Source organism: Flavobacterium sp. 38, assembly GCF_057799715.1.
Genome location: NZ_JBYNWZ010000010.1, coordinates 34,355 through 48,707 on the forward strand (window position 1 = coordinate 34,355; position 14,353 = coordinate 48,707).

Sequence of the window (14,353 nt, forward strand, 5' to 3'; positions counted from 1 at the left end):
ATAAAACGGATTAAATAAGAAAAAAACTAATTATCAAACCAAAACCACAAAAAATGCACAAAACTCCTCAAACACCTACAGATCGGGTATGTAAAGCGTTGAAACTTGTATGTTGCAGTACGCTTTTATTTATGAACAGCTTAAATGCTCAGACGGTAACTCCTTGGATAACCTCAGGAGATCAAAGTAAACTGCTTCAACAACAGTCAACAGTAAGTTTCGGAACCAATTCAGGAACCAATCCTTCCACTGTAACAGTAAATGCAGGAACTACTTATCAAACTATGGACGGCTTCGGTTATACCCTTACCGAAGGAAGCTGTGAAGTCATTTCTGGAATGGCCACCACTCAGCAAAACCAATTACTGAATGATTTATACAACCCTACTACTGGATTAAACGCTAGTGTAGTTCGTATTAGTATTGCCGCTTCAGACTTAAGCAGTTCTTCCTATAGTTACAATGAAACTTCTGGAGATACAAATATGAACAATTTTAGTTTAAATGGGCCAGATTTGACGTATTTAATTCCTATCATTAAAAAAATCCAGCTGATAAATCCAAACATTAAAATTCTAGCAACACCATGGTCAGCGCCAAGATGGATGAAAACGAATGGTTCATGGATAGGAGGAAGTCTGCAAACACAATATTATGCCGCTTATGCAAAATATTTTGTAAAATACCTTCAGGCAATGCAGGCACAGGGAATTCCGATTTGGGCCATTACTCCTCAAAACGAACCTGAAAATCCGCACAACGAGCCGAGTATGCTGATGAATTCTACAGAACAAAAGAATTTTATCAATCAGCAATTAGGGCCTCAAATGGCGGCAGCTGGTTTCGGAAATGTAAAAATTATTGCTTTCGATCATAATTGCGATAATACAGCTTATCCAATTGATGTTTTAAATAATAGCAGTTATGTTGATGGCGCAGCATTTCACTTGTATTTAGGAAATATTTCAGCAATGTCAACTGTAAAGAATGCTACTAATAAAAACGTTTATTTTACAGAACAATATACAGGTTCTGGCGGAAACTTTGGCGGTGATTTTGGCTGGCACATGCAAAATGTAGTTATCGGAAGCACAACAAACTGGTCTAAAACAGTTTTAGAATGGAACGCGGCAAATAATCCAAGCATGGGGCCGAGAACACCTGGAGGCTGCACCACTTGCTTAGGAGCAATTACCGTAAACAATAGTACCAGTTATACTAAAAATGTGGCGTATTATATTATTGGTCAAATTTCAAAATTTGTTAAGCCAGGTGCTGTGCGAATTGCAGCTTCAAGCTCAAGCGGAAGCATTCTTTCTGTCGGTTTTAAAAATCCTGATGGATCTACCGCATTGTTAGTTTACAATTCAGGCGGATCAGCCAATACGATAAAAGTGGTTTCAGGATCGTCAGCATTCAACTATGCAGTTCCAGCTTCTTCTGCGGTGACATTTAATTGGGGAGCATCAAATCCGGTAGCAGTTACAGGAGTTAGTGTAAGTCCAACCTCAGCGACAATTGCGGCAGGGCAGTCACAACAATTGACAGCGACAGTTTCGCCAAGCAATGCAACGAATACAGCTGTAAATTGGAGTTCAAGCAATACTTCCGTAGCGACGGTAAATTCAAACGGATTGGTGTCTGCAATTGCTGCAGGAAATGCTACTATTACTGCAACAACTGTTGATGGAGCTAAAACGGCTACAAGTGCGATTACGGTAACGGCTGCCTCTACAGGTTTTCCAGGTTATTACAATATTATTTCTAGAAATAGTAACAAAGGTTTAGATGTTGCCGATAATGCTACAACAAGTGGAAGCAGAATTCAGCAATACGATATTACAAACGGAGGAGGAAGCAACCAACGCTGGAAATTTGTTTCTGACGGAAGCGGCAATTATTATATTATCGTAAAATCGACAGGAATGTATTTGGCTGTTGAAAATAATGGAACTGGCGATGGCTTAAAAGTACAACAGAAAAGCTTCTCATCTTCAAACGAATTTAAATGGACGGTAACAAGTCTTGGTACTGGATATTATAAAATTATAAATGTAAACAGCGGCAAATCGCTAGATGTGGAGAATGTTTCTACAGCAAATGGCGCTAACATTCAGGTTTGGGCTTATACTGGAGGTTTAAATCAGCAATGGCAATTGGTGCAAGTTGAATCTTCGGCTGCAAAAAGTGCTTTGGCGGTAGAAACTGCCGAGGTTGAAAACACAAGTTCAAATGATATGACGGTTTTTGTCGATGAAGCAGACGATGCTTTAAAAATCGATACCAATCATGAAGGAGATGCTGATGTTCAGATTTTCAATATCACTGGACAACCTGTTTTAAAAAAGAATGTAAATTTTGTAAAAGGAAATCAAGCTAAAATTGAAATTTCTAGATTGCCAAAAGGCGTTTACATTGTAAAAGTGAATGATAGTAAAGGCTCTTATTCGAAAAAAATCTTGAAGCAATAATTACATTCACAATTCAATTAGTAATTTGTATTGAATTTGAAAAGGCTGCCATCCCATCTGGCAGCCTTTGTTTTTTTATTTTATCCAATTAATTGTGTAAACAAATCCTGATTGTCGTTCAAGTATTGAAATTCAAAGCCATTTTCGGTCATTTTCAGTTTGATTGGCATAATATCATTTTTGTTTTTCAATTCTAAACCAACTACAACAGAACCTACTTCGCGGCTGTTTTTCTTAGCAAATTGAAAATAAGTGATGTCATCATCTGGACCTAAAATATTATTGACAAATTCTTTTAATGCTCCAGGTCGTTGCGGAAACTGAATCATAAAATAATGCATCAAGCCTTCGTAAAGCAAAGAACGCTCTTTTATTTCGGCAGTTCTTTCAATATCATTATTGCTTCCGCTAACAATGCAAACTACATTTTTGCCTTTAATTTTTTCTTTATAAAAATCCAAAGCAGCAATTGTCAAAGCGCCTGCGGGTTCTACAACCATTGCTTCTTCATTATACAATCTTAAAATTGTGGTGCAGACTTTGCCTTCTGGAACCAGAATAATATCTTCTAAATTGTATCGGCAGATTTCAAAAGTTTTATCGCCAACTTGTTTTACCGCTGCGCCATCCACAAATTTATCAATTGTTTTTAGTGGCGTATTTTTGTTTTCTTCAATAGAAGTTTTCATAGAAGGCGCTCCTTTGGGTTCAACGCCAATTATTTTGGTATGCGGACTTAAATGCCTGAAAACTTCAGACAAACCAGATGCCAGTCCACCGCCGCCAATAGGAACAAAAACATAATCGATTGGTTCTTTAAAACTTTCTAAGATTTCTAATCCGACAGTTCCTTGTCCAGCAATTACTTTTTCATCATCAAAAGGATGGATAAAGGTTTTATGATTTTTGATGGCATCTGCTGTTGCAGAAGCATAAGCATCATCAAAAGTATCTCCCGTCAAAACAATTTCAACAAACGATTTTCCGAATAATTGAACTTGTTTTACTTTTTGCTTCGGAGTGGTTTTTGGCATGTAAATTTTACCATGAATCTTTAAAAGATTGCAGGAATAAGCAACACCCTGTGCATGATTTCCAGCACTAGCGCAAACAATTCCGTTGGCGCTTTCTTTTTCATTTAACGAAGAAATCTTATTGTACGCACCCCGAATTTTATACGAACGAACAATTTGTAAATCTTCTCTTTTTAATAAAATAGTAGATTCAAATTCGTCTGAAAGATTTAAATTTTGAGTCAGTGGAGTGGCAGCAACGACATCCTCGAGCTGCTTTTTTGCGTTTAATACTTCGTTAAATAGATTCATAGTATTTAGGTTTTTTTGCCACAAATAATATTGTTTTTTTGCCACGAATTGCACGAATGTTCACTAATTTTTTTCATATGCAGAAAAATAATTTTGCGAAAATTTGTGCAATTTGTGGTTAAATATCTTTTCTCTTTTGCCACAAATTTCACGAATACGAACGAATTTTTTATTCTCATACAGAATAAAAATTAGTGAAATTAGTGAAATTAGTGGCTAACTTTTTTTAATTATAGAAATAAAAAAACCTCCCAATTGGGAGGTTTCTATACATTATATTTTACATATTTATATAACACCTCGCCACTACTGCTGAATTGCAATAATGCTAATAATAGCGATAATAATGTTGTTAAAGTTTTTCATTTTTCTAGCTGATTGAAAAGCAAATGTAAATAATTATTTTTTTACTGGCGGATATTGAGCTAAAATTTTGCCTACAAACTCAGCAATTCTTTCATCTTTTTTATCGATGTTTCTTGTCAAAGTTCCAATTCCTTCACCTTGCCAGATCATTTCTTTCTTTTTAGCATCGATTAAATCAATGTATAAAGTCCCTTCAGTAGAAGTAGAAACAGTTGTCTGGTTTCCTCCGTACATCATCCACGGATTCCAACCCCAGCCCCAGCCGTAACCCCAGCCAGCACTAAATTGGTTTACATCTACTTGCTCCCTTGATTTAGTAAAAATGTTTATCAATAAATCAGGATTTTCGCTTTTCGTAAAACCTTTAGCCTGCATTTGATCATCGATAGCGCGTAGAATTCTTCTTTTGTCTAAATCTGATATTTCAACCTTGTCAATTCCGGGCTTAAAATAAGCGTATGTTTTATAAGGTGCAAAATCGACAGTTTTGTCATAATCAGAATAAACAGTCACAGTACTGCATGAAGTAAGTACCAGCAGCAGTAAAATCGGAATTAACTTTAGTGTTTTCATATATTCAAAAATTAAATGTTCAGTTTTAGTTAAAGCAAACTTTCGTCGACTAGATTCGGCAAAGTTACTTTCAATAAAGGCTCAACTTCCATGGCACGTTTTATAGCAAAAACAGCCCCTTCATTTCGAGCCCAGCTTCTTCTTGAAATTCCGTTATTAACATCCCAGAAAAGCATTGATGCTAAACGCTTTGAAGCCTCAGTAGAACCATCAAGAACCATACCAAAGCCACCATTTATAACCTCTCCCCAGCCAACTCCGCCGCCGTTATGAATAGAAACCCAAGTTGCTCCTCTAAAACTATCTCCAATTACGTTATGAATTGCCATATCGGCCGTAAAGCGAGATCCGTCATAGATGTTAGAAGTCTCTCTGTAAGGAGAATCGGTTCCAGAAACATCGTGATGATCGCGTCCTAAAACCACAGCACCAATTTCTCCTTTTGCAATGGCCTGATTAAAAGCTTCGGCAATTTTGATTCGACCTTCTGCATCGGCATATAAAATACGAGCTTGTGAACCTACTACCAATTTATTTTCCTGTGCGCCTTTAATCCATTTAATGTTATCCTGCATTTGTTGCTGAATTTCATTTGGAGCCGTTTTTGCCATTTCTTCTAAAACCTGACACGCAATGGCATCTGTTCTTAATAAATCTTCAGGTTTTCCAGAAGTACAAACCCAGCGGAAAGGCCCAAATCCGTAATCGAAACACATTGGTCCCATAATATCTTGAACATAACTAGGATATTTAAAATCGATATTATTTGGAGCCATAACATCAGCTCCAGCGCGTGAAGCTTCTAATAAAAAGGCATTTCCATAATCAAAGAAGTATGTTCCTTTTGCAGTATGTTTGTTAATCGCATCAGCATGACGACGCAAAGATTCCTGAACTTTTTCTTTGAATAAATCTGGGTTTTCAGCCATCATTTTGTTAGCGTCTTCAAACGAAATTCCGACAGGATAATAACCTCCAGCCCACGGATTATGAAGTGAAGTCTGGTCTGATCCTAAATCAATTTTGATATTTTCTTTATCGAAACATTCCCAAACATCTACTACATTTCCTAAATAAGCAATAGAAACCGTTTCTTTTTTTGCTTTCGCCGAATGCACTCTGGCAACCAATTCTTCGGTAGAAGTCACCACTTCATTAATCCAACCTTGTTCGTGACGAATTTTAGTAATCTTCGGATTTACCTCAGCACAAACCGTAATGCAACCCGCAATATTTCCTGCTTTTGGCTGTGCGCCAGACATCCCGCCAAGACCTGAAGTTACAAATAAATTTCCTTCTGGATTTTGTTTTATTTTTCTAAAACCGTTTAAAACCGTAATAGTCGTTCCGTGAACAATTCCCTGTGGGCCAATGTACATATAACTTCCCGCAGTCATTTGCCCGTATTGCGAAACTCCCAAAGCATTCATTTTTTCCCAATCATCAGGTTTCGAATAGTTTGGAATCACCATTCCGTTGGTAACCACAACTCTAGGCGCTTCTTTATGCGAAGGGAACAATCCCATTGGATGTCCAGAATACATCGTTAAAGTCTGCTCATCTGTCATTTCAGACAAATACTGCATCGTCAATAAATATTGCGCCCAATTCTGAAAAACAGCTCCGTTTCCGCCATATGTAATCAATTCGTGCGGATGCTGTGCTACGGCATAATCCAGATTGTTCTGAATCATATGCATAATCGCTTTTGCCTGCAAAGATTTTCCAGGATATTCGTCAATTGGTCTTGCGTACATTTTATAATCCGGACGAAGACGGTACATGTAAATACGTCCGTACGTTTCTAATTCTTCTGAAAATTCAGGAATTAATTCGGCATGATGTTTTGGATCGAAATAACGCAAAGCATTTTTTAAAGCCAGTTTTTTTTCTTCTGCCGAAAGAATTTCTTTTCGTTTCGGAGCATGATTGATTGCGGGATCGAATGTTTGCTTTGGCGGTAATATAGAAGGTATTCCTTGTTGTATTTGTTCTCTGAAAGTCATTTTTTTAATTTTAGATTTATGAGTTTAGATTTTAGATTTTTCTAACTGTCGCTTAACTCATTGTTGCTTGAAAATATGTCGCCCCGGTGTGGCTTTTTCTACGTGTGACTGTTGTAATTCTATAAATATTAAACTCCTCTGGAGTTTTCATCCTTGAATTTTGTGTGTGAAATATACTTCTATACAAATTAATTCCTAATGAAGTTTCTCAGCCTTGGAAAGGCGAAATATTTATAGAGAAATTATAATCATTAACATAAAGCTCCAGCGGAGCGAAATATTAGATTTTTAATTGGAATTTGGTACCAAAGCCTCGGGATAAAAATTGGAATTTTCCAATAATTATCTAATTCACAAATTATCACATTTTCTAATTAAAAAACTAGGGATAACGGATATCCGACCGATGATACGACTTATAAATCGTAATCTTAAACTTTCTTGAACGAATATCCATGTCTATATTTTAGATTTTAGATTGTTGATTTCTGATTTTAGATTGGAATTTGGAATTTAAAAAATTGGAATTTTAAATAATTATCTAATTCCCAAATTGACACATTATCTCATTAAAAATAAACTTCCTCATTTACACAAAACGGCATTTTCTTATTTTCAAAAAGCGCAATTATGTTTTGTGCGGCGCAAATTGCCATTCCGTTTCTAGCTTCATAAGTTGCGGAACCAATATGAGGCAAAACGCAACAATTCGGAAGCGATAATAACGGATTATCCGCTTTCATAGGTTCGGGATTGGTCACATCCAATCCAGCGCCCCAAATAATATTGTTAGTTAAAGCTTCGAATAAATCTTCCTCATTTTGAAATTTTCCTCTTGCTGTGTTGATGAAAATCGCATTATTTTTCATTTTTGCGAAAGCATCTTTATTGAAAAGCTCATTGTTTTCTTCGCTATAGTTAGAATGAATGCTCAAAACATCACTTTCTTTAAGTAACGTTTCAAAATCTACATATTTTGCGTCAAGTTCTTTCTCGGCTTCTTGATTATGAGAACGATTATGATAAATAATGTTCATTCCAAATGCGGCTTTGCATTTTTTAGCCATTTCAAAACCAATTCTTCCTAAACCAAAAATTCCCAGCGTTTTGCCGTAAAGTTCTTGTCCTAAATTGGCTAACGGATCGAAACTTCCCCAATCATTATTTAGAATTCTTTTATGATTAAAGAATGATTTTCTTGCCACACTTTGCATTAATAGAAAAGCAACATCAGAAGTGGCTCTGCTTAAAACATCAGGCGTATTGCCAACAGGAATTTTTCTTTTGTTTGCTGATGGAATATTAACCGAATCAAATCCGACAGAGAACAAAGCAATTCCTTTTAAATTCGGACATTGTTCAAAAAAATCTTCATCCAATTTATTAGTTCCAACATTCAAAAGCGCATCATTTTTCTGGCAGATTTTAATGAATTCCTCTCTAGATAAAACATTTTCTGTTGGGTTTATCGTAAGGTTGATTCCTTTTTGCTCAAGCAGTTTAATGCCAGCTTCTGGTATATTTTTATTGATGAAAACCTTCATTTTGTGGTATTCTAATTTTTATTTATTCTTCCTGTTTTTTTATCATATCCATACGGACAATGGCGGCAGCCACTTTTACAGCAGTAACCGCGTTTTAAATGGTGTTTTTCGGTAAAGCATTTGTAACCTTCGGGCGTATAGTAAAAATCTTCGCCTTCGATTAATTTATTTTCATTACTTTGCTCTTTCATAAATCTGCTTCGTGTTCTTTTTCGAATAACTAAAATCAAAAATAAAAATATTTGATTATGATTTTATTGAAATCGAACAATTTTATAGCTACAAATTTATAAATTTTACAGCCAATGTTTCTGATTGTTGCTAAATATTTAATTCCGAAAGGATATCGAGGAATGGCTTTATTTCCTTTCGTTTTGGTTAAATATGATTTTGATAAAGCAAACGGTGCATTCGTCAATCATGAAAAAATACATTTGAGACAACAGCTTGAAATGCTAGTTCTTCCGTTTTTTATCTGGTACATTTTAGAATTTTTTATTCGACTTATTCAATACAAAAACAAAGATTTAGCGTACCGAAATATTAGTTTTGAAAGAGAAGCCTATACTAAAGAAACGGATTTAAATTATCTGAAAAACAGATCTTTTTTCCAATTTCTGAATTACATAAAATCAAAATGAATCCAGTTTTCAATCAATCCATAAACATTCAGTTTCCAAATGCTATTTCGTTGACTATAAAGCGCGAAGATTTAATTCATCCGTTTGTATCGGGAAATAAATTTAGAAAACTAAAGTACAATTTACTTCAGGCAAAAGCAGAAAATAAAAACACTTTGCTGACTTTTGGCGGTGCATTTTCCAATCATATTGCGGCTGTGGCGTACGCTGGAAAAGAACAAGGTTTTAAAACTATCGGAATTATTCGCGGAGACGAACTTTTAGATAAAATTGAAGAAAATCCAACGCTGAAATTTGCTCAAGAAAACGGAATGAAATTTGAATTTGTTTCGAGAGAAGAGTATCGATTAAAAAGCGAAAACTCTTTTATAGATAAACTAAAAGAAAAGTTTGGCGATTTCTATTTGGTTCCGGAAGGCGGGACAAACGAACTGGCAATAAAAGGCTGTGAAGAAATTTTGACCGACGAAGATTCTGTTTTTGATTTCGTTTGCTGTGCGGTTGGAACAGGCGGCACGATTTCGGGATTAATTAATAGTTCGCTGCCAAATCAGAAAATTTTGGGCTTTCCAGCGTTAAAAGGTGACTTTTTAACCGATGAAATTCGTATTTTTGCAAAAAAAGATAACTGGAATTTAATTTCTGACTATCATTTTGGAGGCTATGGCAAGATAAATTTAGAATTAATTGAATTTATCAATACTTTTTTTGAAGAGACAAAAGTGCCTTTAGATCCAATTTATACAGGAAAGATGGTTTTTGGCGTTATAGATTTAATCGGTAAAAATTATTTTCCTGCACATTCAAAAATTTTACTCATTCACACAGGCGGATTGCAGGGAATTGACGGAATGAATATAAAGTTGAAGCAGAAGAAATTACCAATACTCACAACCAATGATTAAAAAAATTGTATTACTTCTCGTAATATTAGCTTTAGCAAGCTGCTCTTCTAGTAAGCCTGCCATCGCGACGACTAAAAAAGCGGCTGCAGTTCAATCTAGAACAGCTGCTACAAAAAGAGGCACTCCTGCAAAACCAATCGGTAAAAATTATCCTTCTACAAATAATACAACAGAGGTTATTCAATCAACTTCAAAAACAGTTGTAACCAGCGATTTAATCAATAATTACATTTTACAGTATAAAGAAATTGCGGTAGGAAACATGAAAACTTATGGAATTCCAGCGAGTATTATTCTAGCGCAGGGAATTTTAGAATCGGGTGCAGGACGCGGTGATTTGGCTGTAGAAGCAAACAATCACTTCGGAATTAAATGTCATAAAGATTGGCTTGGCGAAAGTGTTCGTCATGATGATGATTCTGCACAAGAATGTTTTAGAAAATATCCTCAAGCATCTGAATCTTACAGAGACCATGCCTTATTTTTAGTTGGCAAAAAAAGATATGAATCGCTTTTTACGTATGAAAAAGACGATTACAAAGCTTGGGCAAAAGGTTTAAGAGCTTGCGGCTATGCAACTGACCCGAAATATCCAGACAAACTAATTAGTTACATTGAGCGCTATAATCTTCATCAATACGATTGTCAGGTTACAGGAAAAAACTATGTGCCAATTAATACTTCGGCTCCAACAAGAAGTTCATCTTCAGTAGCTATTTCAGATCCGAAAATAAATATGAATCAATATGATCCCAATTTGTACGAAGTTCAAAAAGGAGATACACTATATTCAATTTCAAAAAAATTCAATTTATTGGTTGAAGATTTAAAGAAAAAAAACAATCTAACTGATAATGCTATTTCGATAGGACAGAGGCTGAAAGTGAAATAAGTGTTCAGTTTTTTAGTGTTCAGTCTTAGCGACAGTTTTCAGATTCAGTTTGAATCAATCTAAAATCTAAAATCAGAAATCTAATATTATAATGTTATATAAAAGAAGTAGTCAGCTTTTTGCTGAAGCAGAAAAAGTAATTCCGGGAGGAGTAAATTCACCAGTAAGAGCATTTAAAGCCGTTGGCGGAACTCCGATTTTTGTAAAAAGCGCTAAAGGTGCTTATTTATATGATGAAGACGGAAACAAATTAATCGATTATATTAATTCTTGGGGGCCAATGGTTTTAGGTCATGCGTATCAGCCAGTTGTTGACGCTGTGATCGAAAAAGCGAAGTTGGGAACTTCATTTGGTATGCCAACTGAATTGGAAACTGAAATCGCTGCTTTGGCCGTTTCTATGGTTCCAAATATCGATAAAATTCGTTTTGTAAATTCAGGAACAGAAGCTTGTATGAGTGCGATTCGTTTGGCTCGCGGTTTTACAAAAAGAGATAAAATCATCAAATTTGCTGGCTGTTATCACGGACATTCTGATTCATTCTTGATTCAGGCAGGAAGTGGCGCTGTAACTTTTGGTTCGCCAAACAGTCCAGGAGTGACAGAAGGAACTGCAAAAGATACTCTGTTAGCAAAATACAATGATTTAGAAAATGTAAAAACATTGGTTGAAGCTAATAAAGGAGAAATTGCTGCCATTATTATTGAAGCCGTTGCCGGAAATATGGGATGTATTGTACCAAAAGAAGGTTTCTTGCAAGGGTTAAGAGACTTGTGTACAGCAAACGGAATTTTACTGATTTTTGATGAGGTAATGACAGGTTTCCGTTTGGCTCGCGGCGGTGTTCAGGAATTATATGGCATTGATGCCGATATTGTGACTTTCGGAAAAGTGATCGGTGGCGGATTGCCAGTTGGAGCTTTTGCTGCACGTGAAGAAATCATGAATCATTTAGCGCCTCTTGGACCAGTTTACCAAGCAGGAACATTATCAGGAAATCCGTTGGCAATGGCGGCTGGATTGGCAATGTTAAAAGCACTAGATTCTGATAAAGAAATTTTTACTCGTTTAGAAGAAAAAACAGCTTATTTAGAAGTAGGAATTGACAGAGTTTTAAAAGCGAACAATGTTGTGTTTACAATCAATAGAGTGGGTTCTATGATTTCGGTTCACTTTGATGCAGATCCAGTTATTGATTTTCAAACTGCAGCAAAAGGGGATAACGAAACCTTCAAAAAATTCTTCCACGGATTATTGCAAGAAGGCGTCTATATTGCACCATCTGCTTATGAAACGTGGTTTATTACAGATGCATTGACTTATGAAGATTTAGATTTTACAATCAATGCGATTGATAAAGTTTCAAAAACATTTTAATACAAAAAGGAGGCTTAAAGCCTCCTTTTTTTTGCTGCAAATTAATCATTGCTTTTTCTATGCTCTTTTGCTTTTTCTCGCATTTTGTCTTTTTTCTCTTCTTGCAAGCTTTTCCATTTTGTGTACTGATCAGCTTTTAAGATCGATTTCATTTTAGCATCGTTAGCTGCAACTTCATCTTCCATTTGTTTTTTGAAAGCCGCTTTTTCTTCAGCAGTAGGTTTTACATTGCTGTCTTTTCTTTCTTTGCGTGCTTCTTTAAATTTCTCTGCTTTAGCACTTCTGTCAGCCAAAAGTTGTTTCACTTGCGCTTGCTGATTAGCGTCTAAACTTAATTCGGTTGTCAATTTTTGAAGCTGTTTTTCATTACGTTGTTCCGGAGTCATTCTTTCTTTGTGCTCACGTGATGGTTTCTGATCTGTTTCTTGTGCAAAACTTGCTATTCCAACAAATAACATAGCCGCGATAAATAATTTTTTCATGTTAAGTTTTTTTTAATTGTTATACCGATTAGACTTTAGGAATAGAAACAGGTTTAATCTGACTTTTAAAATTATAGATTATTTAACAAATTGAAGATCAGTTCTTTTTAAGAATGAGTTTAAATAAGATTAATATTTAGCTAAATATAGAATTGTAAGTGTTTTACTTAAGATATTTTTTATAATTTTAGAAAACTATTGCTATTCAGTTATTTACGAATGGTTTTTTTAGGTTATCCCATATTTCAGTAATAGATTTTCAAAAACATAATTTAATACTTTATTCTATGGCAGATCTTTCCTTATCGCATCGTATTCTTTTTTTAAACACTTTAGCATTTACAATTTGTTTTGCCTGCTGGACACTTAACGGAGTACTGGTCACTTTTTTAGTTGATAAGGAGATTTTTGACTGGAATGTTGTGCAGATTGGATGGCTTTTAGGAATTCCCGTGCTTACAGGATCGATTATGAGATTGCCAGTAGGAATTTTAACTGATAAATATGGCGGAAAAATAATATTTTCTGTATTGCTTTTACTGTGTTCCATTCCGCTTTTTCTTTTGCCTTTTGCTAATTCATTCTGGAGTTTTGCCGTTCTGAGTTTTTTCTTCGGGTTAGTAGGAACAAGCTTTGCTGTTGGAATTGGCTATACTTCAATTTGGTATCCAAAAGAATGGCAAGGTAGAGCTTTGGGAATCTTTGGAATGGGAAACGCTGGTGCAGCAATTACTACTTTCATTGCACCTACTTTATTAAATAATTTTTCAGAAAAAGATCCAGTAAACGGCTGGAAAATGCTCCCGATTATTTATGGTGCTTCGCTCGTAATTATAGGTTTGTTATTCATTGTTTTTGCTAAAAATAAGACCAATCAAGGTGTTTCAAAAACAATGGGCGAACTGCTTTCTCCATTAAAGAAAACTAGAGTTTGGCGTTTTGGAACGTACTACTTTTTAGTTTTCGGTTTTTTTGTTGCCTATTCACAATGGCTGCTTCCTAATTTTATGAATGTTTACGGTACAACTCTAGTAATGGGTGGAATGTTTGCGACAATGTTCAGTCTGCCTTCTGGTATCATTAGAGCTTTTGGAGGTTATCTTTCAGATAAATTTGGAGCAAGAAAAGTGATGTATTGGGTGCTCGGATCTTCCATAATTATAAGTTTTCTGCTCATGTTTCCAAAGATGGAAATATTTACCGCTGGGCCTGGCGTTCTGGCATCAAATAACGGAACGGTTACAGAAATTGCTGCTGATAAAATTGTCGTAAATGGAAAAGTCCATCAAATTACGGCTAAGAAAAAAACAGATACAGAAAATAATGCTGTTTTTCCCGTAAAAAACTCTTGGCAGGAAATCGTTGTCAAACAAAATCAAGAAGTTAAAAAGAAAGAATTATTAGCGCGAGGAATTACCCAGATTAACTTCAGCGCCAATCTTTGGGTATATCTTGTTTTGGTGATACTTATCGGTATTTCGTGGGGAATTGGAAAAGCGGCTGTCTATAAACATATTCCCGAATATTTTCCTAACGAAATTGGAGTAGTGGGCGGAATGGTCGGTCTTATTGGCGGGTTAGGCGGTTTCTTTGGACCGATAATCTTTGGCTACTTACTCGATTATACTGGACTTTGGACCAGTTCATGGATTTTCATTTTTATACTTTCTGTGCTCTGCCTTTTATGGATGCATAGGACAATCATTAAGGCTATGAGAAGGAAATCACCAGATTTTACAAGACATATAGAGGATCATTAATTATAAAAAA

12 protein-coding genes are annotated in these 14,353 nt (G+C 35.5%); 6 read left to right on the top strand and 6 right to left on the bottom strand.

Going from position 1 to position 14,353, the window contains the following annotated elements:
• Positions 1-53 precede the first annotated feature (53 nt).
• Positions 54-2,471: an RICIN domain-containing protein gene (locus AC3E9W_RS19355; RefSeq protein ID WP_488769655.1), complete on the top strand. Its 2,418-nt coding sequence runs from the start codon at positions 54-56 to the stop codon at positions 2,469-2,471.
• Between the two features lie 80 nt (positions 2,472-2,551).
• Here the strand turns inward: AC3E9W_RS19355 and ilvA are convergent, their stop codons facing one another.
• The 5 genes from ilvA to AC3E9W_RS19380 all read right to left on the bottom strand — a co-directional run bounded on the left by ilvA (position 2,552) and on the right by AC3E9W_RS19380 (position 8,476).
• Entirely contained in the window at positions 2,552-3,796 is a 1,245-nt protein-coding gene (ilvA, locus tag AC3E9W_RS19360; protein WP_488769656.1) for a threonine ammonia-lyase IlvA, read from the bottom strand.
• A 399-nt stretch (positions 3,797-4,195) separates the two neighbouring features.
• Positions 4,196-4,735: a DUF4136 domain-containing protein gene (locus AC3E9W_RS19365; protein ID WP_306158521.1), complete on the bottom strand. Its 540-nt coding sequence runs from the start codon at positions 4,733-4,735 to the stop codon at positions 4,196-4,198.
• A 29-nt stretch (positions 4,736-4,764) separates the two neighbouring features.
• On the bottom strand, positions 4,765-6,741 hold the full coding sequence (gene hutU, locus AC3E9W_RS19370; RefSeq protein ID WP_488769657.1) for a urocanate hydratase: 1,977 nt from the start codon (positions 6,739-6,741) through the stop codon (positions 4,765-4,767).
• Positions 6,742-7,310: 569 nt separating this feature from the next.
• Positions 7,311-8,285 carry a 2-hydroxyacid dehydrogenase gene (locus tag AC3E9W_RS19375; protein WP_488769658.1) on the bottom strand — a complete coding sequence of 325 codons (975 nt, stop codon included), beginning with the start codon at positions 8,283-8,285 and terminating at the stop codon, positions 7,311-7,313.
• An 11-nt stretch (positions 8,286-8,296) separates the two neighbouring features.
• Positions 8,297-8,476, bottom strand: a complete 180-nt coding sequence (locus AC3E9W_RS19380) for a C1orf53 family protein (RefSeq protein ID WP_095928730.1) — start codon at positions 8,474-8,476, stop codon at positions 8,297-8,299.
• A 114-nt stretch (positions 8,477-8,590) separates the two neighbouring features.
• Between AC3E9W_RS19380 and AC3E9W_RS19385 the strand changes: the two genes are divergently transcribed.
• The 4 genes from AC3E9W_RS19385 to hemL all read left to right on the top strand — a co-directional run bounded on the left by AC3E9W_RS19385 (position 8,591) and on the right by hemL (position 12,101).
• Positions 8,591-8,926 (top strand): hypothetical protein, encoded by a 336-nt coding sequence (locus AC3E9W_RS19385; protein WP_306158528.1) that lies wholly within the window; start codon positions 8,591-8,593, stop codon positions 8,924-8,926.
• Positions 8,923-9,831, top strand: coding sequence for a 1-aminocyclopropane-1-carboxylate deaminase/D-cysteine desulfhydrase (locus AC3E9W_RS19390; protein WP_488769659.1), 909 nt, complete (start codon positions 8,923-8,925; stop codon positions 9,829-9,831). Before AC3E9W_RS19385 ends, AC3E9W_RS19390 begins: the two co-directional genes overlap by 4 nt.
• Entirely contained in the window at positions 9,824-10,723 is a 900-nt protein-coding gene (locus tag AC3E9W_RS19395) for a glucosaminidase domain-containing protein (RefSeq protein WP_488769660.1), read from the top strand. The genes AC3E9W_RS19390 and AC3E9W_RS19395 overlap by 8 nt, the downstream gene beginning before the upstream one ends.
• A gap of 91 nt (positions 10,724-10,814) precedes the next feature.
• Positions 10,815-12,101 (top strand): glutamate-1-semialdehyde 2,1-aminomutase, encoded by a 1,287-nt coding sequence (gene hemL / locus AC3E9W_RS19400; protein WP_488769661.1) that lies wholly within the window; start codon positions 10,815-10,817, stop codon positions 12,099-12,101.
• Between the two features lie 41 nt (positions 12,102-12,142).
• Here the strand turns inward: hemL and AC3E9W_RS19405 are convergent, their stop codons facing one another.
• Complete coding sequence (locus AC3E9W_RS19405) at positions 12,143-12,583, bottom strand: DUF4890 domain-containing protein (protein ID WP_306158536.1); 441 nt, start codon at positions 12,581-12,583, stop codon at positions 12,143-12,145.
• A gap of 287 nt (positions 12,584-12,870) precedes the next feature.
• Between AC3E9W_RS19405 and AC3E9W_RS19410 the strand changes: the two genes are divergently transcribed.
• Positions 12,871-14,343, top strand: a complete 1,473-nt coding sequence (locus AC3E9W_RS19410; RefSeq protein ID WP_306158538.1) for an MFS transporter — start codon at positions 12,871-12,873, stop codon at positions 14,341-14,343.
• The last annotated feature ends 10 nt before the right edge of the window (positions 14,344-14,353 follow it).

Excerpts from the sequence above, each read along its gene's own strand:
- AC3E9W_RS19355 (WP_488769655.1), top strand. The coding sequence starts at position 54 with ATGCACAAAACTCCTCAAACACCTACAGATCGGGTATGTAAAGCGTTG.
- ilvA (WP_488769656.1), bottom strand. The coding sequence starts at position 3,796 with ATGAATCTATTTAACGAAGTATTAAACGCAAAAAAGCAGCTCGAGGAT.
- AC3E9W_RS19365 (WP_306158521.1), bottom strand. The coding sequence starts at position 4,735 with ATGAAAACACTAAAGTTAATTCCGATTTTACTGCTGCTGGTACTTACT.
- hutU (WP_488769657.1), bottom strand. The coding sequence starts at position 6,741 with ATGACTTTCAGAGAACAAATACAACAAGGAATACCTTCTATATTACCG.
- AC3E9W_RS19375 (WP_488769658.1), bottom strand. The coding sequence starts at position 8,285 with ATGAAGGTTTTCATCAATAAAAATATACCAGAAGCTGGCATTAAACTG.
- AC3E9W_RS19380 (WP_095928730.1), bottom strand. The coding sequence starts at position 8,476 with ATGAAAGAGCAAAGTAATGAAAATAAATTAATCGAAGGCGAAGATTTT.
- AC3E9W_RS19385 (WP_306158528.1), top strand. The coding sequence starts at position 8,591 with ATGTTTCTGATTGTTGCTAAATATTTAATTCCGAAAGGATATCGAGGA.
- AC3E9W_RS19390 (WP_488769659.1), top strand. The coding sequence starts at position 8,923 with ATGAATCCAGTTTTCAATCAATCCATAAACATTCAGTTTCCAAATGCT.
- AC3E9W_RS19395 (WP_488769660.1), top strand. The coding sequence starts at position 9,824 with ATGATTAAAAAAATTGTATTACTTCTCGTAATATTAGCTTTAGCAAGC.
- hemL (WP_488769661.1), top strand. The coding sequence starts at position 10,815 with ATGTTATATAAAAGAAGTAGTCAGCTTTTTGCTGAAGCAGAAAAAGTA.
- AC3E9W_RS19405 (WP_306158536.1), bottom strand. The coding sequence starts at position 12,583 with ATGAAAAAATTATTTATCGCGGCTATGTTATTTGTTGGAATAGCAAGT.
- AC3E9W_RS19410 (WP_306158538.1), top strand. The coding sequence starts at position 12,871 with ATGGCAGATCTTTCCTTATCGCATCGTATTCTTTTTTTAAACACTTTA.